Origin of the sequence: Marinobacter confluentis, from assembly GCF_004785685.1 — a bacterium.
Taxonomy (GTDB): domain Bacteria; phylum Pseudomonadota; class Gammaproteobacteria; order Pseudomonadales; family Oleiphilaceae; genus Marinobacter; species Marinobacter confluentis.
Genome location: NZ_SRPF01000001.1, coordinates 515031 through 535811, shown reverse-complemented (window position 1 = coordinate 535811; position 20781 = coordinate 515031). Strand labels below are relative to the sequence as shown.

21 protein-coding genes are annotated in these 20781 nt (G+C 57.6%); 14 read left to right on the top strand and 7 right to left on the bottom strand.

Features of this window, described 5'->3' with window-relative positions:
- Window positions 1–3: 3 nt before the first annotated feature.
- On the bottom strand, window positions 4–363 hold the full coding sequence (gene clpS, locus E5Q11_RS02515) for an ATP-dependent Clp protease adapter ClpS (RefSeq protein ID WP_135801817.1): 360 nt from the start codon (window positions 361–363) through the stop codon (window positions 4–6).
- A 336-nt stretch (window positions 364–699) separates the two neighbouring features.
- Between clpS and E5Q11_RS18100 the strand changes: the two genes are divergently transcribed.
- From E5Q11_RS18100 to E5Q11_RS02475, 8 genes are all read left to right on the top strand, one after another.
- The gene (locus tag E5Q11_RS18100; RefSeq protein ID WP_135801816.1) at window positions 700–1041 is read left to right on the top strand and encodes a cold shock domain-containing protein; all 342 of its coding nucleotides are present in this window, start codon (window positions 700–702) and stop codon (window positions 1039–1041) included.
- Between the two features lie 43 nt (window positions 1042–1084).
- Entirely contained in the window at window positions 1085–1717 is a 633-nt protein-coding gene (locus E5Q11_RS02505; protein WP_404802764.1) for a pseudouridine synthase, read from the top strand.
- A complete protein-coding gene (locus tag E5Q11_RS02500) occupies window positions 1714–2172 on the top strand; it encodes an NUDIX hydrolase (protein ID WP_135801814.1) in 459 nt (152 codons plus the stop codon). The genes E5Q11_RS02505 and E5Q11_RS02500 overlap by 4 nt, the downstream gene beginning before the upstream one ends.
- Window positions 2173–2216: 44 nt before the next feature.
- The gene (gene mnmA, locus E5Q11_RS02495) at window positions 2217–3377 is read left to right on the top strand and encodes a tRNA 2-thiouridine(34) synthase MnmA (RefSeq protein WP_135801813.1); all 1161 of its coding nucleotides are present in this window, start codon (window positions 2217–2219) and stop codon (window positions 3375–3377) included.
- Window positions 3374–4018 (top strand): high frequency lysogenization protein HflD, encoded by a 645-nt coding sequence (gene hflD / locus E5Q11_RS02490; RefSeq protein WP_135801812.1) that lies wholly within the window; start codon window positions 3374–3376, stop codon window positions 4016–4018. The genes mnmA and hflD overlap by 4 nt, the downstream gene beginning before the upstream one ends.
- A gap of 79 nt (window positions 4019–4097) precedes the next feature.
- Complete coding sequence (gene purB / locus E5Q11_RS02485) at window positions 4098–5474, top strand: adenylosuccinate lyase (protein WP_135801811.1); 1377 nt, start codon at window positions 4098–4100, stop codon at window positions 5472–5474.
- A 3-nt stretch (window positions 5475–5477) separates the two neighbouring features.
- Complete coding sequence (locus E5Q11_RS02480) at window positions 5478–6629, top strand: cupin domain-containing protein (RefSeq protein ID WP_135801810.1); 1152 nt, start codon at window positions 5478–5480, stop codon at window positions 6627–6629.
- Window positions 6630–6657: 28 nt separating this feature from the next.
- Complete coding sequence (locus tag E5Q11_RS02475; protein WP_135801809.1) at window positions 6658–7623, top strand: GNAT family N-acetyltransferase; 966 nt, start codon at window positions 6658–6660, stop codon at window positions 7621–7623.
- A 14-nt stretch (window positions 7624–7637) separates the two neighbouring features.
- On the opposite strand, the gene E5Q11_RS02470 is transcribed toward E5Q11_RS02475, so the two are convergent.
- Window positions 7638–8648 carry a LysR family transcriptional regulator gene (locus tag E5Q11_RS02470; RefSeq protein WP_135801808.1) on the bottom strand — a complete coding sequence of 337 codons (1011 nt, stop codon included), beginning with the start codon at window positions 8646–8648 and terminating at the stop codon, window positions 7638–7640.
- A gap of 212 nt (window positions 8649–8860) precedes the next feature.
- On the opposite strand from E5Q11_RS02470, the gene E5Q11_RS02465 reads away from it, so the two are divergent.
- Both E5Q11_RS02465 and E5Q11_RS02460 read left to right on the top strand, forming a co-directional pair.
- Window positions 8861–9634, top strand: coding sequence for a hypothetical protein (locus tag E5Q11_RS02465; RefSeq protein ID WP_135801807.1), 774 nt, complete (start codon window positions 8861–8863; stop codon window positions 9632–9634).
- Window positions 9635–9691: 57 nt separating this feature from the next.
- Entirely contained in the window at window positions 9692–12031 is a 2340-nt protein-coding gene (locus tag E5Q11_RS02460; protein WP_225314966.1) for a hybrid sensor histidine kinase/response regulator, read from the top strand.
- A gap of 12 nt (window positions 12032–12043) precedes the next feature.
- Here the strand turns inward: E5Q11_RS02460 and E5Q11_RS02455 are convergent, their stop codons facing one another.
- Window positions 12044–12532: a glutathione peroxidase gene (locus E5Q11_RS02455; RefSeq protein ID WP_135801806.1), complete on the bottom strand. Its 489-nt coding sequence runs from the start codon at window positions 12530–12532 to the stop codon at window positions 12044–12046.
- A 161-nt stretch (window positions 12533–12693) separates the two neighbouring features.
- Here E5Q11_RS02455 and E5Q11_RS02450 point away from each other — a divergent pair, with 161 nt between their 5' ends.
- The 3 genes from E5Q11_RS02450 (at window position 12694) to htpX (ending at window position 15349) form a co-directional block, all read left to right on the top strand.
- Entirely contained in the window at window positions 12694–13908 is a 1215-nt protein-coding gene (locus E5Q11_RS02450) for a pyridoxal phosphate-dependent aminotransferase (RefSeq protein ID WP_135801805.1), read from the top strand.
- Window positions 13909–13918: 10 nt separating this feature from the next.
- A complete protein-coding gene (locus E5Q11_RS02445; protein ID WP_135801804.1) occupies window positions 13919–14368 on the top strand; it encodes a hypothetical protein in 450 nt (149 codons plus the stop codon).
- 99 nt (window positions 14369–14467) lie between these two features.
- Window positions 14468–15349 carry a protease HtpX gene (gene htpX, locus E5Q11_RS02440; protein WP_135801803.1) on the top strand — a complete coding sequence of 294 codons (882 nt, stop codon included), beginning with the start codon at window positions 14468–14470 and terminating at the stop codon, window positions 15347–15349.
- 18 nt (window positions 15350–15367) lie between these two features.
- Here htpX and pdxB read toward each other — a convergent pair whose 3' ends face one another.
- Genes pdxB through E5Q11_RS02425 form a run of 3 tightly spaced genes read right to left on the bottom strand, consistent with a single transcriptional unit; the run spans window position 15368 to window position 18475 of the window.
- A complete protein-coding gene (gene pdxB / locus E5Q11_RS02435) occupies window positions 15368–16525 on the bottom strand; it encodes a 4-phosphoerythronate dehydrogenase PdxB (protein ID WP_135801802.1) in 1158 nt (385 codons plus the stop codon).
- A 21-nt stretch (window positions 16526–16546) separates the two neighbouring features.
- Complete coding sequence (locus E5Q11_RS02430; protein ID WP_225314967.1) at window positions 16547–17890, bottom strand: DEAD/DEAH box helicase; 1344 nt, start codon at window positions 17888–17890, stop codon at window positions 16547–16549.
- Window positions 17891–17896: 6 nt separating this feature from the next.
- Entirely contained in the window at window positions 17897–18475 is a 579-nt protein-coding gene (locus tag E5Q11_RS02425) for an elongation factor P hydroxylase (RefSeq protein ID WP_135801801.1), read from the bottom strand.
- 152 nt (window positions 18476–18627) lie between these two features.
- Between E5Q11_RS02425 and dsbD the strand changes: the two genes are divergently transcribed.
- The gene (gene dsbD / locus E5Q11_RS02420) at window positions 18628–20520 is read left to right on the top strand and encodes a protein-disulfide reductase DsbD (RefSeq protein ID WP_135801800.1); all 1893 of its coding nucleotides are present in this window, start codon (window positions 18628–18630) and stop codon (window positions 20518–20520) included.
- On the opposite strand, the gene E5Q11_RS02415 is transcribed toward dsbD, so the two are convergent.
- Complete coding sequence (locus E5Q11_RS02415; protein WP_263641511.1) at window positions 20501–20677, bottom strand: sulfurtransferase TusA family protein; 177 nt, start codon at window positions 20675–20677, stop codon at window positions 20501–20503. The two genes, dsbD and E5Q11_RS02415, sit on opposite strands and share 20 nt — an antisense overlap.
- Window positions 20678–20781: the final 104 nt, after the last annotated feature.

Sequence of the window (20781 nt, the reverse complement as noted above, 5' to 3'; positions counted from 1 at the left end):
TAGTCAGTCCGCACGTTCAATCTCGCAAAGGAGCGGATGCTCGCATTCCGAAGAATACTGGTTCACCTGAGCCGCCTTTGTTTCCGCGATGTCCCGGGAATATACCCCGCACACGGCCTTTCCCTGCGTATGGACGAGCAGCATCACCTGCGTCGCCTTTTCTTCATTCATCCCGAAGAACTTCATCAACACGTCCACGACGAAATCCATGGGCGTGTAATCATCGTTCAGAAGCATCACCCGAAAGCGCGCTGGGCGCTTAAGTGCCGGTTTCTCCGGCGCCGTACTGACATCATCCTGACGTCCGGGCTGTTCTTCATCCCCCTGATTGAATACTAGTAGAGAATTCTGGATAGTCCGCATGATTCTTACCGGTAATCGGTGCCTCGTATTAAAGATGGATGCCACTGTCTCCGTTTTCAAGCGCTGGGTAAACCGGGACAGACATTATTAAGCAGACGGTAATGATACAGCCTGAAGCACCGGTACAACCATAGATACGTACTGATTCGCAATTTGTGCTGAACGAATATTGGCCAAGGATAAAAAAGCAATGTAAAATCATGTTAACCGGCGTAACCAGAGTGTAACTGGCGCTGGTCGTGCGAGGAAAACGCGCGAGAAACGACAGGGACCAAAACCGTCGAATTACATCACGAACAACAAACGTCCGACAATGACAGAACAGGGGAGTTCATCATGCCTCAAGGCAAGGTCAAATGGTTCAATAACGCCAAAGGGTACGGCTTTATCATCGAGGACGGCTGCACCGACGATCTGTTCGCCCATTTCTCATCCGTGCAGATGGAGGGATACAAGACCCTTAAGGCAGGACAGCCGGTGACTTTTGAAAAGAAGCCGAGCGACAAGGGTGTCCACGCTGTTAACATCGTTCCCCAGGACATGCCCCAACGGCATGACAACGCGGCGGGGGCAGAGACCAGTTCAGGTTCAGAGCCAGCCTCTGACTCGGCTTCCGGGCCGAAAGACGAGTCTGGACCGGCAGCCTTTGAGGCGCACCAGCGAGCCGTGAACGGCTGATACCCGCCCTCTGAAACCAGATCCCCTTCCGGTCGCACCACCGATGCGGCCAGGGTTTTGTAATGCAGGTATCATGGCAAAACTGATCTTGTTCAATAAGCCCTTCCAGGTGCTTTCCCAGTTTACCGACAACAGTGCCACAACTCACTCAGACCAACCAAGAGCTACTCTGGCCGACTGGATTCCAGTGCCCGATGTATACCCGGCCGGCAGGCTGGATTTTGATTCGGAAGGCCTGCTTCTGCTGACCGATAGCGGAACCCTGCAGCATCAGATTGCATCGCCAAAGCAGAAATTACCCAAAACCTACTGGGTTCAGGTGGAAGGTCAGATCAGCGACGCGGCGCTGGACAGCCTTCGTCATGGCGTTGTGCTCAAGGATGGCAAAACCCGCCCTGCCCGGGTCGAACGCCTCGCAGAACCCGATCTCTGGACCCGCAATCCGCCGGTGAGGTATCGCGAAACCGTGCCGACCAGCTGGATAAGCCTGACCATTACCGAAGGCCGTAATCGCCAGGTAAGGCGAATGACCGCGGCGACAGGCTTTCCCACCCTGCGCCTGGTCCGTTACGCTATTGGCGAATGGACAGTGGCGGATCTTGCGCCCGGACAATATAAGATCCTGACCGTTCACGCGCCGACCAGCAAACCCGCACGGAGAAATCGCAAACCATGACCTGGACGCCCCACGCCACAGTCGCGGTCATTGTTGAGGACGATCAGGGTCGGTTCCTGATGGTCGAAGAAGCAAGCCAGGGCCGGGTCGTTTTCAATCAGCCTGCAGGCCATGTAGAAGAAAATGAGGCCATTTTGGATGCCGCCCTGCGCGAGACCCTGGAAGAAACTGGCTGGCAGGTCAGGCTTGACCATTTCCTGGGTCTTTACACCTACCGGGCCCCGGCAAACGGCGTGACCTACTACCGCCTCTGTTTCTCGGCGACCGCGCTGTCCAGAATCACCGATTCCCTGGACGTCGGCATTATCGCCGCTCACTGGCTTGATCTTGACGAACTCAAAGCCCGGCGGGACAGACTTCGCAGCCCTCTGGTGCTGCAATGCATAGAAGATTACCGAAACGGTCGCCGGTTCCCGCTGGATGTCATTGTCGAACCGCAGACGCCAGGGGCGTGAAATGCTACCATCTGATCCTTTTTTAGGGGTCAATTCAGTCTGCCATGAACAAAGCACCATCACAGACACGGGTTATTGTCGGAATGTCCGGGGGCGTTGACTCCTCGGTGGCTGCGTGGTTACTGAAAGATCAGGGCTACCAGGTCGAAGGTCTGTTCATGAAGAACTGGGACGAAGACGACGGCACTGAATACTGCACAGCCATGACCGACCTGGCCGACGCCCAGGCGGTGGCAGATCGAATCGGCATTACCCTGCACACCGCCAGTTTCGCCGCCGAATACTGGGATCGTGTTTTCGAGCATTTCCTGTCGGAATACCAGGCCGGGCGAACGCCCAATCCGGATATCCTGTGCAACAAGGAAGTGAAATTTCGGGCGTTTCTCGACTACGCCATTACCCTTGGCGCTGACTACATCGCCACCGGCCACTATACCCGACGCCGGGAAACCGGCGAGCACCAGGCGCAGTTGCTCAAGGGCCTGGACCCGAACAAGGACCAGAGCTATTTCCTGCATGCGGTATCCGGCGAGCGCATCGCCCGCACCCTGTTCCCGGTGGGCGAACTGGAGAAGCCCGAAGTCCGTCGGATAGCGGCCGAACAGGGCTTCGTTACCCACGACAAAAAGGATTCAACGGGCATCTGCTTCATTGGCGAGCGCAAGTTCACCGACTTCCTCAAGCAGTACCTGCCGGCCCAACCGGGCAACATTGAAACCCCCGACGGCAAAGTCATTGGCCGGCATCAGGGCCTGATGTATCACACCATCGGCCAGCGCCAGGGGCTTGGCATCGGCGGGCTCAGTGATTACGGCGATGATCCCTGGTATGTGGCGGAAAAGGACCTGTCCCGCAACGTGCTGATAGCGGTTCAGGGCAAACAACACCCACTGCTGTTCTCCCGGGGGCTGGTCAGCGGCCCGGTAGACTGGGTGGCCGGCCAGCCACCGGCGACAGACCGGGCATTCCGCTGCAAGGCGAAAACACGCTACCGGCAGCCAGACCAGAACTGCACCGTTACCCCGTCAGGCCCGGGCGTCTCTGTGATTTTCGATGACGCCCAGCGGGCCGTAACGCCCGGCCAGTCCGTGGTTTTCTACGATGGCGAGATCTGCCTGGGCGGTGGCGTGATTGAACAGACCTGGCGGGATGGCGAAACCCCGGCGGCGGTCTCAACTTCCAGTCATGAGGAAAGCGGCGCATGAGCCAAACACTCCGGGATCAGACCCTGGCACTGGCGGGCGTTTTCCAGGCCGCCGCACTTGTTCAGCAGGTAGCCCATTCCGGCCAATGCGCCGACTCCAGCCTGGAAACCAGCATCCGCTCATTATTCGCCACTGACCCGGCCACAACGCTTGACGTTTATGGTGGTGAACTGAAAGACCTTCGTGAGGGCCTTTCAACGCTAGCCGGCGTTCTGGGCAAACAGACCCGCCAGCAGGACATCGAGGTGCTTCGATACGCACTGAGCCTGATTAATCTGGAGGCCAAACTGCTACGCAACAGGGACATGCTGGATGTAATCGGCAGCCGGATTGATCAGGCCCGTCATACCGCGAGCCATTTTGGATATACCCATCCAAACCTGATTGCCAATCTGGGTTCGATTTACAGCGATACCATCAGCACCTTTGCCCTGCGCATTCAGGTCAGTGGCCAGCCAACCATTCTCCAGCGGGAAGAGAATGCCGCCAAAGTCAGGGCTCTGCTGCTGGCGGGCATCCGTTCCTGTGTGCTCTGGCGCCAGACCGGCGGCCGCCGCTGGCGGCTGATTTTCAACCGCAAAAAAGTGATTGCCATGGCCAGTGAACTGGCGGAACAGGCCAACCGCTCGGTTTACGACTGAACTGACCCCTGCACTGGTGTATCATGAGCGCCCCTGTTTTCTGACACCTTCTCGATTTTTAATGATTAAGAGGTTTTCGATGGAACCCACACCGCTTTCCACCCTTACCGCCATATCTCCGGTTGATGGCCGCTACGGCAGCAAAGTCAGCGTTTTTCGTGAGATCTTCAGCGAATATGGCCTGATCCGAAACCGCGTAACGGTGGAAATCCGCTGGCTGCAGAAACTGGCGGCGCATCCGCAGGTCACCGAGGTTCCGGCTTTCTCGAGCGAGGCTAATGCATTCCTGGATGCCATGGTGTCGGAATTCAGCCTGACAGACGCCGAACGCATTAAGGCCATCGAAAGTACCACCAACCATGACGTAAAAGCGGTTGAGTACTTCATCAAGGAAAAAATCGAGCAGCTTCCGGAACTGCATGCGGTCACTGAATTCGTTCACTTTGCCTGCACCTCTGAGGACATCAACAACCTGTCCCACGCGCTCATGCTCCGGGAAGGACTGGACCACGGCATGCTGCCGGCCATGAACCGGATCGTTGATCGCCTGGCCGAGCTGTCTCACGAGCACGCGGCCCAACCCATGCTATCCCGCACCCACGGCCAGACTGCATCGCCGTCAACTGTTGGCAAGGAATTCGCCAACGTGGTTCACCGGCTGCGCCGTCAGATCAAACAGATTGCTGCGGTTGAGCTGCTGGGTAAAATCAACGGCGCCGTGGGCAACTACAACGCCCACATCTCCGCCTACCCGTCCATTGACTGGGCAACCAACGCCAAAGAGTTCATCGAAAGCCTGGGCCTGGACTGGAACCCCTACACCACCCAGATCGAGCCCCACGACTACATCGCCGAGCTTTATGACGCCATCGCCCGCTTCAACACCATCCTGATCGATCTGGACCGGGATATCTGGGGCTATATCTCCCTGGGATATTTCAAGCAGAAAACCGTGGCCGGTGAAGTGGGCTCATCCACCATGCCCCATAAGGTCAACCCTATCGATTTTGAAAACTCCGAGGGCAATCTGGGCATTGCCAACGCCCTTTTCGGCCACCTGTCTGCGAAACTGCCCATCTCCCGCTGGCAGCGTGACCTGACGGACTCCACGGTGCTGCGCAATCTGGGCGTGGGCTTCGCACACAGCCTGATTGCCTACGAAGCGACCCTGAAAGGCCTGGGCAAGCTGGAACTGAACGCCGCACGGTTGGACGACGACCTGAACCACGCCTGGGAAGTTCTGGCCGAGCCCATCCAGACCGTGATGCGCCGTTACAATATTGAAAAGCCCTACGAAAAGCTGAAAGACCTGACCCGCGGCAAGGCCATGACGCCGGAGCTGATCAAGGCGTTTGTGGAATCCCTGGAAATCCCGGATTCAGCAAAGAAGGAACTGATGGACCTGACCCCCGGTACCTATGTGGGCAACGCCGCAGACCAGGCACGGGATATTTAGGCCATGAAACTCCCCGGCGGCCTGGCAGCGGAAGACTTTCTGAGGGAAAACTGGCAGAAAAAGCCAAGGGTCATTCGTCAGGCCTTTCCGGGCTTCCAGTGCCCGGTTTCTGCTGATGAGCTGGCAGGGCTGGCCTGTGAAGACGCGGTCGAATCCCGCATCGTTGTTGAAGACGATAAAGGTAAACCCTGGCAGTTGCACAACGGACCCTTCGAGCCCGAGCGTTTCAGCCAGTTACCAGAAACCCACTGGACCCTGCTGGTGCAGGGCCTGGACCACTGGGTACCGGAGATTGCCGACCTGCTGGATCAATTCCGTTTTGTCCCCAACTGGCGGCTGGATGACATCATGGCCAGCTACGCTCCGAAAGGCGGCAGCGTGGGGCCGCATTTTGACCAGTATGACGTATTCCTGCTGCAGGCCCAGGGCCAGCGCACCTGGCAGTATGGCGGCCGCTGTGACGAATCGTCGCCCAGGGTGGATGGCACTCCCCTTCGCATTCTCAAAGACTGGACGCCGGAGGAAACTGTAACCCTGAACCCTGGCGATATGCTGTATCTGCCGCCGGGCATCGGCCATCACGGCATTGCCGAAAACGACTGCATCACTCTGTCTATCGGTTTCCGTGCACCCACCATCGACGATCTGCTCACCGGCTTTACCGATTTCCTGTGCAGTCGCACTGACGCCAGCGAACATCTGTCCGACCCCGACCTTCAGGTTCAACACAACCCGGGCACCATCAGCCCGCAGGTTATCGATCAGCTTGGCCGCAAATTGCTTGAGAAGCTTCAGGACCGCCGGCAACTGGCGCTCTGGTTCGGGCAGTACTCAACGGCGCCCAAGAGCCTTGAGATCGTGGTGCCGCCGGACGAAACCCTGACCCCGGAGTCTGTCAGCGAGCTTATTTCAGCCGACAATCAGATCCGCTGGAACGAAGGCTCCCGCTTCGCCTATTATGATTTCGAGGACGAAACCGCACTGTTCGTGGATGGAGAGCAGTATCTGCTTCGTGGCGAAGCCACGCCCATTGCAGAACTTCTATGCGCGGGCGCGCGTCCGGATATGGCAGCACTGGCCGGCTATGCCGGAGATGAGGCAATCTGCGGTCTGCTTTGCGCACTGGTCAATCAGGGCTCCCTATATTTTGAATGAACGCCATTTTGAGTGAACGGTATTTCCAATGAACTGGCGGATACGCAAATACAGCTGGCAGCTGGTGCCGGGCACCATCAAAGACATCCGGCAACAGGTTTTCATTAATGAACAGAAGGTGCCGCCGGCGCTTGAGTGGGATAGCACCGACGAAATTGCCGACCATTACCTGATGGTACTGACCGACAACACACCCATTGGTGTGGCCAGGGTGTTCTCGACTCTGGGTGATGTTGCCCACATCGGGCGCATGGCAATCCTGCCTGGCTTCCGCGGTCAGGGTTTTGGCCAGCAGCTTCTGCGCCATCTGATGTCAGAAACCGGCCAGGAATTCCCGGAGCTTCGGCTCTCTGCCCAGGAACATGCGGTTCCTTTCTATCAGGCTTCCGGTTTCCATCTGTGCTCCGATGCTTACGACGACGCCGGCATTCCCCATTTTGATATGCGCTGTTATGCGCCAGAGCTGGTACTTGCCCGCCTTGACGATCATCCACGCCCGATGATTTCCGGCGAAGACAGTACCTCCTGGCTCTTTGATGATGAACAGTCGCTGATCCAGCTCATGGATTCCATCGTCGGCCAGGCGCGCCAGCGCGTGTGGCTTTACGACCGTTTCCTGGAACATGATCTGTATGACCGTAGCCGGTTCCGGGAACTGCTGTCAGGCCTTGCCCGCCACCATCGCGCCAGTGAAGTCAGAATTCTCATTCACGACGACAAGCCCCTGATAAAACGTCGCCACCGGCTGGTAGAGCTCACTCGCCGCCTGCCGAGCCACATGGCGATTCGCCTCGTCAACGACGAACTCCCCCTCGAAGATCAGCCTTTTCTTCTGGCTGATCGCGACGGCGTCGTCTATCGGCACGAATTTGATGGTCCGGGGGGCTTCGCCGGCTTTGCCCACGGCGGACGTGTGAAGCTACTGGAGGATGCTTTTCAGCGAATGTGGGACGGTGGCCGTGAATCCCTTGAACTGAGGCAGCTGCCGCTCTGAACCAGGCCGCAGCGTCAGCGCTCGGAGTGGGGAACCCTGGCCAACCCCGCCGATTCAAACTGAGCCCCGAAAGGCACGAATTCCGCATCCACCTCTTCGGCCACTTCAGCAATCAGGCGCCTGAGCCATTGGTGGTCAGTGTTGTGTTGAAGCAGCGGACTCCAGGCCATTTTCAGCTCGAACGGCGGAATGTCGAACGGCGGCACCTTGACCACCAGGTTCGGATTGTCCTTCTGAAGCCAGGCGGCTCTGGATGGCAGGGTTGCGATCAGGTCGTGCTGCTCGGCCAGCAACATCGCCACCTGATAATGGCGGGTAAACACCGAAATCTGTCGTTTGCGCCCCATCAGTGACAGGGCTTCATCGACCCATCCCAGCCGCTGAACGTCTTTCGGGTTTACTCCCACCCCCACGCCAAATCCGGTTTTGCTTACCCAGATATGGCTCGCATCCAGATAGGTATCCAGTGTAAACGGCTCCCTGAGCACCGGGTTACGCGCGTTCATCAGACAGGCAAAGTATTCGGTCCAGAGGGTCTTCTGGTGGAAAGACTGGGGGATTTTATCGAACCGATTGATCGCCATATCCAGGCGGCCCTGCTCCACATCCAGGAAACTCACATCACTGGGCGTCAGAACATCCAGGGTAACATGGGGCGCCTCCTGCCGGATGCGTCTCAGCACCCGGGGCATAAGGCAGGACTCGGCGTAGTCACTGGCCATGATGCGAAACACCCGCTGGCTCTCCATGGCGGCAAAGGCGGCTTTTTCATGAACCGCCTGCTCGATATCCGACAGAATACTGCGCACCAGCGGCTGAAGCTCGGAGGCCCGCTCTGTGGCCGTCATTCCTTCGCTGGTTCGCACCAGCAGGGGATCCCCGAAAAGATCCCGAAGCCGCCGCAGGCCATTGCTCATGGCCGGCTGAGTAATTCCCAGGTGGTTGGCCGCTTTGGTCACATTGCGTTCCCGCAGTAGGACGTCCAGATACACAAGGAGGTTAAGGTCTACGCGCGAAATATCCATGTCAGGCCACTCTGGGGAAACGTTTCTTTATTCATCATAGTGATAACGGCGAGCTTAGCAATTCATGGAAATGATATGAAGACGCAATGTTTCGGGTTGCTTATCAGTAACTTTGGGTATTTTCTGCTAATCTTCTTTTAACAGCTGGATTCTCGGGCTTTTTGCCTGGGTAATCTGGCGGCTCGCCATTCTGTCGGAGTGTCTGAACTACCATGGATACCACTATGATCGTGCTGCTGCTTGCAGCTATCGTAACAGTATCAATCGTTGTGATCGTGTTCATACAGATGCGTGAACGTGCCCGCATCGAGCGGGCCCGAAAAGTCACCGCCTTTGAAGACAGCTACAAAAGAGCAGCCCGTCTGCTGGCCGAGTTACCCGGGCAATTTCTTACCCGTGATCTGAAGCTGCTGTTGATTCGCAGTATGGAGGCGTCCTGCAAAGGGCTTGTCGCCCTGAAGGCGGGCAGCTCTGTGGCTGAGTGGCAGACCTCCCTCGCCGATCTGCGTCAGAAAGTCGAGAGCGACGATGACCAGCGTGCCCCGGTCAGAATCGACTCGCCGGACAAATCAAACTATGTCCAGGAACTACTCCAGAATCTGTTCAGACTGATCGAAGGTCTTCACAAGTCGGGCCAGATAGACGGGCCGACCGCCAAGAAAAACCTCCGGTTTGTTCTGTTTCTGGTCCACAAGACCCATGCCGACCTGCATGTATTTCAGGCGCGGGATTTTGTGCGGCAGAACCAGATTCGCAAAGCCATTCACGCTTATCATCTCGCCAGCACCGAAATGGGCAAATCCAAGAACAATCCAATGGCCGTGAAGGCAGTCAAGAGCTTTCGTACCCGCATCAAGGAACTGGAAGCTCTGGAAAAAGATGGAGCGGAGCGGCCTGCTGAGGAAGGGACATCCAAGTTAGATCGCGAATGGGATACCTTCCTGCACGATGACGAGTGGCGCAAAAAAGCTGACTATGATGACTGACCAACGATCAGGGCCGGGCCACCCCTACTTTTCGCCAAGCGGGATCTGAAACGCATTGTGACAACACCCTTCAAGAAACGGCTTTCCTTTCGCCTCACTCGGGACACCGTGCTGATTGCGATGGTTCTAGGGCTGATACTGAACGTCATTCAGGTCACTCTGGATTATTTTAGCGCCCGGGAATCCATGGAGCAGGAAATCACTGCACTGATCGATATCAGCCACAGCCCTGCTTCACAGATTGCCTACAACATCGATATCCGGCTGGCCGAGGAGCTACTTGACGGCCTGCTACGCCACCCTGCGGCAATTGACGCGCGGATTATCGACAGCAATGGCCAGACCATGGCCGCCGCCAGTCAGAGCAGCCCCGAATCCGGCTATCGCTGGATCAGCGACATGCTTTTCGGGTCCAGTCGGAGTTTTCGCGAAGAACTGAAAGTTCCCCAGTTAAGTGACCTTTCCCTCGGCCACCTGACCATTACTATCGACACTTACCACTACGGCCTGCTGTTTCTCGAGCGGGCCGGCTATACGCTCATCAGTGGTCTGCTGAAAAGTCTGGTACTGACACTGGCACTGTTGGCCATCTTCTATTTCATACTGACCCGGCCCATGCTGAACGTGATAAATGCTCTCAGCCGCGTCAAGGCTGAAACCCCCGAAAAGGCACGGCTGCCGGTGCCACCGAACCACCGTGAGGATGAGATCGGTGTAATGGTTGGTATCATTAACCGGCACCTGGAGACTATAGACCGGACCCTGGCCCAGCTTCGCGATGCGGAAGCTGTCATGAAGAACTATTCGGGCAAACTGGAACGGGAAGTAGACGACCGCACCCGAGAAATTTCCGAAAAGAACGATGCCTTGCAGCGGGGCAACAAGGCTCTGGTCAGAGCCAAGGAAGATGCCGTTCGCCGGGCACGGGCCCGGGCCAACTTCCTGGCCAGCATGAGCCATGAAATCCGGACGCCTCTGAATGGTGTTCTGGGCATGCTCAGCCTGTCCCTGGAAAACGAGACCCATCCCGAGCAGCGCAATCGAATGGAAATTGCTCTGAATGCGGGCCAGAGCCTGCTGGGATTGCTGAACGACATTCTTGATATTTCCAAAGTCGAAGCCGGCAAGCTGAGCCTGGAGACTATTCCGTTCAGCTTGCGGAACCTGGTGGAGGAATGTGCCACCCTTCACGCGCAACAGGCCCGCCGCAAGCAGATCGATATCATCGCTGATATTGACAGCCGTCTGCCGGAAACCTTTCTTGGCGACCCGACCCGCACCCGCCAGGTGCTGAACAATCTGCTGAGCAATGCCATCAAATTTACCGATCACGGCTCGGTCCGGGTTGCGGTTACCCGGATCAAAGGCAACGTCCGGTTTGATATCGTCGATACCGGTATTGGCATGTCCAAGGAAGGTCTGCACCGTATATTCTCGCCCTTCTCCCAGGCAGACGCCGATACCACAAGGCTATACGGCGGCACCGGCCTGGGCCTCACACTGTGCCGTCAGCTGGTCGAGCGTATGCATGGGCAGATCATGGTGGACTCTGAAAAGAACCGTGGGACTCATTTCACCGTTAATCTGCCGCTGCCAGTCGAGGAAGACGGCCCGAAAGAACTGATGGAAACCAGAATCCCCGAGGAACTGAAGCAGGTGGGCGTCGACCTGGCACTGGCAGACGACCATCCCCATGCCGGCCCGATTCGCTCACAGCTGGAGACCTGGGGCATTCCCTGCCGAGCGGCATCAGCGGGTGGCAAGGGCATTCTTCTAGCCCCCGCCGATGATGCCGACGACGCCCATAACCTGATGCCCTGGTCCGGCGCAGGGGTGCTGATCATTGACCGGTTTGGCGATACTCCCAGAGCCGATGGCCACGCCCGGTTGTCCATGCCTCTGGTGCGTGACCAGTTACTGTATTCGCTGTCTGTCGCCGCGGGCCTGCGCAGTGAGGGTATCGGAGAGAGCGCGGAAAGCTATGATACCGACACCCAGCGCGCTGAGTCTGCGCCCACCCGATCCATGCGGTTCCTGCTGGTGGAGGACAACCACGTGAACCAGCTGGTTGCCAGCAGCATGCTCAAGAAGCTGGGACACGAAGTGGTGGTCGCCGACCAGGGACAGCAGGCCCTGGACATACTGGCGGCCGACGACCACTTTGACATTATTCTGATGGACTGCCAGATGCCGGTTCTGGATGGCTACGAAACCACCCAGTTAATCCGCAAGAACCCTGACTGGAAAACCCTGCCAATTATCGCGGTCACGGCCAACGTGATGCAGGGGGACCGGGATGACTGCCTGGCATCGGGAATGGATGATTACATCACCAAGCCTTACAACCGTGCCGACCTCAAGGCCGTCATTGAGCGCTGGGCGCCGACGGAAAGCTAGCACCTGATCGCTCTATGCCAACAGCTTCTCGATGTCAGCACGGATGGCTTCAGGCCTGGTGGTGGGCGGGTAACGGTTCACCACCTGACCTTTCTGGTTCACCAGGAACTTGGTGAAGTTCCACTTGACACCTTCCGACCCCAGCAAACCTCTGGCCTCCCGTTTCAGATACTGAAATAGCGGGTGGGCGTCCGGGCCGTTGACGTCAATTTTCGAAAACATGGGAAAATCGACGCCGTAGTTCAGGCTGCAGAATTCGCTGATGGCCTGATCGTCGGCCGGGTCCTGGTTGCGAAACTGGTTGCAGGGAAAACCCAGCACTTCCAGCCCCTGGTCCTTCAGGTCGGCGTATAGCGCCTGCAAGCCCTCAAACTGGGGCGTGAAGCCACACTTGCTCGCAGTATTGACGATCAGCAACACTTTGCCCCGGAAAGCCTCCAGTGATTGCGGTTCGCCCTTGATGGTGGTTGCGGTGAAATCGTAGACAGTCTGTTCAGCCATTTTCGTCCCATTCTGGTCATGAAAAGCATCAAATTCGGGCACCTATGCCACAATTCATCATAATTGACCTGTTGTGCGATGCCTCTGCTCCGCTAGAATACAGGCTCACTGAGAAATTGCGAGATCAACGACTTACACCGTTTCAAGGAATACCCGGGCTTATGCAGAACTACCTGAAATCCGCCAAGCTGGACAACGTGTGCTACGAGATACGCGGCGTGGTTCTGCGTGAAGCCCGTCGCCTTGAAGAAGAAGGCCACCGGGTTCTGAAGCTCAACATCGGTAACCCGGCAGCCTTTGATCTGGACGTTCCCGAGGAAATCCAGCAGGACGTGATCTATAACATGCCGCTGGCCCAGGGCTATGTAGAGTCCAAAGGGCTATTCTCTGCCCGTAAGGCGGTGATGCACTACTGTCAGCAGATCGGCATCGACAAGGTCGACATCGACGATATTTTCCTGGGCAACGGCGTCAGCGAAATGATCGTCATGTCCATGCAGGCCATGCTGAACACTGGGGATGAAGTGCTGATACCGGCACCGGATTACCCTCTCTGGACAGCTGCCGTCACGCTATCCAGCGGCAAGCCTGTGCACTACCGCTGCGACGAACAGCAGGACTGGTTTCCGGACATTGACGACATCAAGAAAAAAATCACCCGCCGTACCCGGGCCATTGTCCTGATCAACCCGAACAATCCCACCGGCGCAGTCTACTCGAAAGAGCTTCTGGAACAGGTCATCGAACTGGCTCGCCAGCACAACCTGATTGTTTTGTCAGACGAGATCTACGACAAGATTCTTTACGACGGCACCCAGCATATTCCCACGGCCTCACTGGCGGACGACGTTCTTTTCTTTACCTTCAACGGGCTGTCCAAAAATTATCGGGCGGCGGGCTATCGCTCTGGCTGGATGATCATCAGCGGCGCCAAGCACCGCGCACAGGACCTGATCGAAGGCATTGAAATGCTGTCCAATATGCGGCTCTGCGCCAACGTTCCGGCTCAGCTGGCGATCCAGACAGCCCTGGGTGGCTACCAGTCCATTGATGATCTGGTTGCCCCCGGCGGCAGGCTTTACGAGCAGCGTGAAACCGCCTTCAACCTGCTGAATGACATTCCGGGCGTCAGCTGCGTCAAACCCAAAGGGGCGCTGTATATGTTTCCCCGCCTGGATCCCAAGCGCTTCCCCATCCAGAACGACGAAAAGCTGGTGCTGGATCTACTGATCCAGGAGCGGATTCTTCTGGTTCAGGGTTCCGCATTCAACATCGATGACAAACAGCATCTGCGGGTGGTCTTCCTGCCCCGGGAAGATGCCCTGGAAGATGCCATGAAACGCCTGGCCCACTTCCTGGCCTCCTATCGGGTCTGACGGAGGCGCTATGGCAGACATTCATATCGAGGAATTCTACAAGGACACCGCCGTAACACTGGTGCAGCTTTATGGCGCCTTTCCGCGGAGGGTGAATCTTTTTGTAGAGGACATTGCCGGCCCCGATGATCCTGATGACTTCGGCCTGCACAGCAAGCGTCATATGGCCTGCTTCGGCGCGCTGCTGTGGCTCGCGGAGGAAGGGTTTCTGCGTTACGTAGACACCATCCGCCAGGAAGCCCTGGATCAGGCGGTGCTGACCCGTAAAGCGTTTATACGCCTCAGCGCCCCGGCAGACCCAGCCATCGAACCCCCACCCCCGGAACCAGACCCGAACCTGCCTCCCGCGGTGCGCAGCGACCTGTCAACTCATATCCATCTGATTCGCGATGCGCTGAAAAGCGGCAGTTCCGCCCGAATCAGCCAGGTGATGCAATCGGTGTTTTTCCGGGATCATTAAATTGGTGTAAGCCTCTTGATCCTGGCCTTTCAGACCGTATAAAAGCTTCAGAAACCGTTATCAAACCGGCCCGTCCGTTCATCAATACTGAGGCTTAGCATGAGACTTCTGTTGTTTTTTGGCACCAACCTCGCGGTTATCCTGATTGCCAGCGTGACGCTCAGGCTGCTGGGTGTCGACTCTTATCTGGCCCAGAATGGCATCCAGTATGGTTCGCTGCTGGCGTTCGCCGCCGTATTCGGTTTTGCCGGGTCAATCATCTCCCTGCTGATCTCCAAGAGGATGGCAAAATGGAGCACCAAGGCCCGGGTGATCGAGTCACCGAGAACGCCCGCTGAACGCTGGCTGGTGGACACAGTGGCACAATTGGCCAAAAACGCGGGTATCGGCATGCCGGAAGTGGCCATTTTTCCCGCCAGTCAGTCCAATGCCTTCGCCACCGGCTGGAATAAGAATGACGCCCTGGTCGCTGTCAGCGAAGGGCTGCTCTCCAGATTCAACAAGGATGAGATTCGCGCGGTTCTGGGCCACGAAATTGGCCATGTGGCCAATGGCGATATGGTCACCCTGGCGCTGATTCAGGGGGTGGTGAACACCTTCGTGATCTTTGCTTCGCGGGTGATCGGCTCGCTGGTAGACCGGGTGGTGTTCCGCAATGAAAGCGGCCACGGTATCGGCTTTTTTGTAGTGAGCATCATCGCGGAAATCGTTCTGGGTATTCTCGCCAGCACCATCGTATTCTGGTTCTCCCGCCGCCGGGAATTCCGGGCCGATATCGCCGGTGCCCAGCTCGCCGGGCGCGGCGCCATGATCAGTGCTTTACAAAGACTGAAACAGGAAAGCGAAGTCCCCGATCAGATGCCGGACACCCTTCAGGCGTTCGGCATTAACCGGGGCGCGCGGGGTGGCCTGAGCGCACTGTTCATGACCCACCCGCCTCTGGAGGACCGGATTGACGCGCTGACCAGGGCACAGCTCTGAGCGGTATCCGCGAACCCATCAGAGTTTGATCTTGAAGCCCAGGGCGCGGAAGGTGTCCTGGGCCGACTTGCTGGTGCCCTTGAGCTGAATTTTCAGGCTGGAAAACTCCCGCCGCACCGGGTACTGGCGACGCAAGCGGTCGAATGCCTGGCCTCGCTCATCCGACGACATGCCCAGGCTATGCCGAAGCCTGGCATCATCCCGCCTCGGGTCACAGCAGGAGCGGATAGCCACCCGGGCGGCGTCCATTTCACTGGCAGCGCTGGTAAAGGACAGTTTGCTTAAAGCAGGCTCCGGCAGAAACTGACCGGATTTCTTGCGCGCTGGCAGGCCAAGATACTGGCTTAGCGCCTGATAGATCATTTCACTGCCCTGCACTTTACCTTCAAGGCTGTAGCCAGCGACATGCGGTGTCGCGATCCAGGCCTGTTCTACCAGTTCCGGGTTGATTCTGGGCTCATGCTCCCAAACATCCAGGACCACTGTCGGAGGATTTGCTTCGGCCAGCCGCTCAACCAGCGCAGCGGAATCGATCACCTCGCCACGACTGGTGTTGATCAGTAGCTGATCAGCCGTCAATGCTGCCAGCCGCGATGCATCCAGCAGATGGTAGGTGGGATGGTCTCCCTCCTGGACCAGTGGGGTGTGAAGGGTCACCACATCGCACTTCAGTGCTTCATCCAGGCTGGCGAAATTTTTGGCATCTTCTTCCTCGCTCTGCTCGGCCCTCGGCGGATCACAGATCACAACATCAAACCCGAGGCGTTCCAGCTTATGGGCCAGTTCGCCACCGACATTGCCGGCACCTACGATGCCGACACTCAGGCGGGTCCAGTCATCTTCACACAGTTTTTCCGCCCTCAGGGAGATAACCGACAACACATACTCAGCCACACTGTTGGCGTTACAGCCCGGAGCCGCCGCGAAGCTGATGCCGGCGGACTCCAGCCATTGCTGGTCAATATGGTCAGTGCCAATGGTGCAGGTACCCACGAAACGGACACGGCTGTTTGCCAGCAGTTCCTGATTGACCCGGGTGACCGAACGCACCAGAAGAATGTCGGCATCCTGGACATCCGTGGCCGACATGGTTCTGCCGGGCACCTGGCGGATATCACCGATGTCACCAAAAAAGGAATCCAGTAAGGGAATATTTTCGTCCGCTACGATAAGCATAGTGCTGGTATCCGGCCTGTTTTATCTGCGCTGTCGCTGTCCGCCAGTGCGCGAGCCCTGGCTTCGACCGCCCTGCGGCGGACGGCGGCCCCGTTTCCGGGTGATGGGCGGCTTGTCCATTTCCGCCATCAGGGATTCGTCGGGCACTGCGGTTCTCAGCTTCTGGCTGATATAGGATTCAATGGACGGCAGTGAGAAGGCGTCGTCTTCACTGGCAAAACTGACAGACACGCCGGTTTTACCCGCCCGCCCTGTACGCCCGATACGGTGAACGTAGTCCTCGGCGTTATCGGGCAGGTTGTAGTTGAACACATGGGTAACACCGTTAACGTGGATACCGCGGCCGGCGACGTCCGTTGCCACCAGAACCTGGATGCTGCCCTGCTTAAACTGCTCAAGGGTTTTCAGCCGTTTGTTCTGGGCAATTTCGCCGGACATCAGCGCAACCTTGACCCCCTGGTTTCGCAGGTCCTCATCCAGATCGCGGCACTGGTCACGGCGGTTGGCGAACACCAGGGCTTTTTCCACCTCCGGCCTTTTCAGGTAATTCACCAGAACGGGCAGTTTCTCGTCCTCACCCACCAGGTAAACCGTCTGCTCTACCCGTTCTGCCGTTTTCTGCTCCGGCTCGATTTCCACAAACTCGGCGTTGCGGGTCCACATGGAAGCCAGGTTCAGCACGTCCTGATTAAAGGTGGCACTGAACAGCAGGGTCTGACGGTCTTCCTTGGGAGTGCACTTGCGGATGATGCGCTTGACGTCCGGAATGAAACCCATGTCGAGCATGCGGTCGGCCTCATCCAGGATCAGTATGTCCAGCTGGTCCAGAAACACGTCCTGCGAGCCAAGGAAATCAATCAGTCGGCCCGGCGTTGCCACCAGGATGTCGACGATTTCGTTCTGCAGCTGGTCACGCTGTTTATCGTAATTCATGCCACCAACGACCGTGACCACGTTATGGCCGGTGTAGCCACAGAGCTCTTCGGCGTCCTTGGCGATCTGCATGGCCAGTTCCCGGGTAGGCGCCAACGCCAGCACCCGTGGCTCGGAGGCAAAACGCTCCTGCTCCGGGATGGGTGTTTCCAGCATGCTCTGAATCGCAGTAATCAGAAAAGCCGCCGTTTTGCCAGTGCCGGTCTGGGCCTGGCCAATCAGGTCCTGGCAGGCGAGGGTAAAAGGCAGTGTTTCGGCCTGAATGGGTGTGCAGTACTTGAAGCCGATGTCGGTGATGGCATCAAGCACACGCTGGTCCAGATTCAGATCCTTGAACAGGGTTTTGCTGGCTTCCGGAGTTTCATGTGTCGTTCCCGGTGCGGTATCTGGTGCTATCCCGGGTGTCGTCTCGGATGTCGTCTCGAATGTCATAGCCGCTTAACTTACCTCTGTGTCTGTCTCGAACCACTGTGTTTCCGCCCGGCCGGTTTCTCTGTTCCAGGCAACGCGGAAATCTTCTGGTGCTCCATAAAATGTCCCGAGCGCGTTAAAAAATCGCTGCGCCCGCCGGGGCATACCATGAACCAGATACGCTTCTGCCTGGTTCCGGACGCGGTTCCGGAACACAACCTCATCCACCCCGCCGTCACCGGACAGGTTGTCCACGCTGATATGAAACCGCGAACCGGCTGCCACCGAAAATAACCATTCCAGAGCCTGTGGCCTGACCTCGACTGCCTCGAATTCCTGTTGCTGCTGGCGGCTGCGCCCGTCGGGGCAATACCAATAGCCATAGTCCCGGAGTGTGCGCCGCTGCTCACCTGCGATACACCAGTGGCTGATTTCATGCAAAGCACTGGCATAATAGTCGTGAGCAAAGATAATCTGGGCAAAGCCATCAGCATTATCTGCGGGCAAGTACTCAGGTTCGGCGCCGCCTTTGACCAGAACTGTCCGATAAGGCTCACGGAACAGGTCATTGAACAGCATGATAAGATCATTCGGGTCGTGCGTCATGGGACGGCCATTGTGCGACTTTCGTGGCTTTAATGCCAGAGGGAACTTCAGTGGCTAAAACGAGTCCATAGGCGGCCTGCAAACCCTGACGCAAATCACAGTGTCGCTGGCTGAAAAGGCATTCACAGAGATCCGGAACCGGTACCTTATTGATGAAGCAAGGCAAATTTCCAACGCAGACGGTCTCCCCTGCCAGAGCGGTGCTGCGATACCTGCTGTTACTGGCAGTCCTGACGGGCTTTCCTGTCGCCGGCCATGGCCAGAGTTCAGGTTCAATTTTCGGCGGCGGCCCGGATTTTCTGCCGGTAGACGAAGCCCTGCCTTTTTCCTTCAGCAATCAAGACGACGGCGTTGTTCTGAGCTGGGATATAGCGCCAGAACACTACCTTTATCAGGGCCGGGTCGGAATCACCAGCAAGACAGACGGAGTTGATCTGGGCGAGCCCCGGTTCTCTTACCGTGGCACCGATACCGAGGACGACTATTTCGGCAAGGTCACGGTTTTCTACGACCCGGTCCAGGCGAAAGTGCCCGTGACCCTGCCACCGGGCGTCCGCGAGGCGGAGCTGGAAGTCACCTATCAGGGCTGCGCCAAAGCGGGACTGTGTTACCCACCGCAGACCCGGGACGTACTTTATTACGCCAACGCCGACGGCGCGAACCCCGGCGATAGCAGAACCGCAAATCCGGCCTCTTCCGGGACCGGTGCAAGCCAGGACACCTCTACCGCGACCGGACTCGCAGGGTTTCTGGCCCAGCAGTCTACCCTGGTGATTGCCGGCCTGTTCCTGCTACTGGGCCTGGGGCTGACCTTCACACCCTGCGTATTGCCGATGGTGCCGATCATCTCCTCGCTGGTGTCGGGACGGAACACCAGCTCGACTGGCCACGCGCTGCTACTGTCAATCAGCTATGTGCTGGGTATGGCATTGACCTATGCTGCTGCCGGTGTGATCACCGGTCTATTGGGGGCCAGCTTCAATCTTCAGGCTCAGCTGCAGTCGCCCTGGGTTCTGGGCGTGTTCGCGGGGCTCTTTGTGGTCTTCGCACTGTCCATGTTCAATCTTTTCGAAATTCAGTTGCCGCGGTTTATTCGCGACCCTCTCAGCGATGCCAGCCAGAAGCTCACAGGTACCCGGCTGTTCAGTATTTTCGGCATCGGAGCCCTCTCGGCGCTGATTGTCTCGCCTTGCGTATCAGCACCTCTGGCCGGCAGCCTGCTTTATATCAGCACAACCCAGGATGCGGTTGTCGGCGGCGTGGCCCTGTTCTCGCTTGGTATCGGCATGGGCATCCCGCTGATCCTCGTTGCTGTGGGCGGGCGCAAATTATTGCCTTCAACCGGTCCCTGGATGAACGTGGTCAAGGCTTTCTACGGAGTCATGCTGTTGGCAGTAGCGATCTGGCTGGTCGAGCGCCTGGTGCCGTCCTGGCTGGCGCTGAGCCTGTGGGGCCTGCTGGTTGCCATCACCGGTGTCCAGCTGGGCGCTTTTGACGCTGCGAAAGCTGGTTGGGAACGCACCCGCAAAGGGTTTGGACTGATCATGTTTGCCTACGGCCTGGCGCTTCTCACCGGCGCGGTGACCGGCGCAAACGATCCGCTGCGACCGCTGGATCCCCTGATGGCTTCCCGCTCCATTGCCACGGGCGCGCCACAGGCCAATCCAGCCCATGCTGAATTCGTCAGGGTGGAATCCCCGGCGGAGATCCGCGAGCAGATGCGGCTGGCCAGCCGCAGCAACAGCCCGGTGGTTCTGGATTTCTACGCCGACTGGTGCATCTCCTGCAAGGTCATGGAGCGCAATGTGTTCAGTGACCCGCAGGTGACTCGGGCACTGGAACCCTATGTTCTGCTGCAACTTGATATGACCGACAATACCCCGGAACAGCAGGCCATGCTGGAGGAGCTGGGGCTGTTCGGCCCGCCGGCTATCCTGTTCTACGGCACCAATGGTAATGAACTGGCCAATGCCCGGGTATTGGGCGAGATGGACCGGGATCAGTTCCTCAGCCACCTGGGAAAGATCACGCCCCCCGGCGTATGAAATAGACGAATTTCCCGTCCTGTTCCAGGCTTTCCAGCAACTGATGGTTCAGGAACTGACAGAAGCGCGGAATATCCCGAGTGGTCGACGGATCGGTCGCAATCACTTTCAGCACCTGGCCTTCCCGGATTTCTTCTATCCGGTTATGCAGCAACATCACCGGTTCCGGGCAGAAAAGGCCCCGGGCATCCAGCTCGCCATCCCAGGTCTGCTTGCCTGAACTGTCATTTGAACGATCAACCACTGCAACCTCCGAAGTTT

Bases quoted from the DNA above. Each gene is read 5' to 3' on its own strand.
- clpS (WP_135801817.1), bottom strand. From the start codon at position 363: ATGCGGACTATCCAGAATTCTCTACTAGTATTCAATCAGGGGGATGAA.
- E5Q11_RS18100 (WP_135801816.1), top strand. From the start codon at position 700: ATGCCTCAAGGCAAGGTCAAATGGTTCAATAACGCCAAAGGGTACGGC.
- E5Q11_RS02505 (WP_404802764.1), top strand. From the start codon at position 1,085: ATGCGGCCAGGGTTTTGTAATGCAGGTATCATGGCAAAACTGATCTTG.
- E5Q11_RS02500 (WP_135801814.1), top strand. From the start codon at position 1,714: ATGACCTGGACGCCCCACGCCACAGTCGCGGTCATTGTTGAGGACGAT.
- mnmA (WP_135801813.1), top strand. From the start codon at position 2,217: ATGAACAAAGCACCATCACAGACACGGGTTATTGTCGGAATGTCCGGG.
- hflD (WP_135801812.1), top strand. From the start codon at position 3,374: ATGAGCCAAACACTCCGGGATCAGACCCTGGCACTGGCGGGCGTTTTC.
- purB (WP_135801811.1), top strand. From the start codon at position 4,098: ATGGAACCCACACCGCTTTCCACCCTTACCGCCATATCTCCGGTTGAT.
- E5Q11_RS02480 (WP_135801810.1), top strand. From the start codon at position 5,478: ATGAAACTCCCCGGCGGCCTGGCAGCGGAAGACTTTCTGAGGGAAAAC.
- E5Q11_RS02475 (WP_135801809.1), top strand. From the start codon at position 6,658: ATGAACTGGCGGATACGCAAATACAGCTGGCAGCTGGTGCCGGGCACC.
- E5Q11_RS02470 (WP_135801808.1), bottom strand. From the start codon at position 8,648: ATGGATATTTCGCGCGTAGACCTTAACCTCCTTGTGTATCTGGACGTC.
- E5Q11_RS02465 (WP_135801807.1), top strand. From the start codon at position 8,861: ATGGATACCACTATGATCGTGCTGCTGCTTGCAGCTATCGTAACAGTA.
- E5Q11_RS02455 (WP_135801806.1), bottom strand. From the start codon at position 12,532: ATGGCTGAACAGACTGTCTACGATTTCACCGCAACCACCATCAAGGGC.
- E5Q11_RS02450 (WP_135801805.1), top strand. From the start codon at position 12,694: ATGCAGAACTACCTGAAATCCGCCAAGCTGGACAACGTGTGCTACGAG.
- E5Q11_RS02445 (WP_135801804.1), top strand. From the start codon at position 13,919: ATGGCAGACATTCATATCGAGGAATTCTACAAGGACACCGCCGTAACA.
- htpX (WP_135801803.1), top strand. From the start codon at position 14,468: ATGAGACTTCTGTTGTTTTTTGGCACCAACCTCGCGGTTATCCTGATT.
- pdxB (WP_135801802.1), bottom strand. From the start codon at position 16,525: ATGCTTATCGTAGCGGACGAAAATATTCCCTTACTGGATTCCTTTTTT.
- E5Q11_RS02430 (WP_225314967.1), bottom strand. From the start codon at position 17,890: ATGACATTCGAGACGACATCCGAGACGACACCCGGGATAGCACCAGAT.
- E5Q11_RS02425 (WP_135801801.1), bottom strand. From the start codon at position 18,475: ATGACGCACGACCCGAATGATCTTATCATGCTGTTCAATGACCTGTTC.
- dsbD (WP_135801800.1), top strand. From the start codon at position 18,628: ATGAAGCAAGGCAAATTTCCAACGCAGACGGTCTCCCCTGCCAGAGCG.
- E5Q11_RS02415 (WP_263641511.1), bottom strand. From the start codon at position 20,677: ATGTTGCTGCATAACCGGATAGAAGAAATCCGGGAAGGCCAGGTGCTG.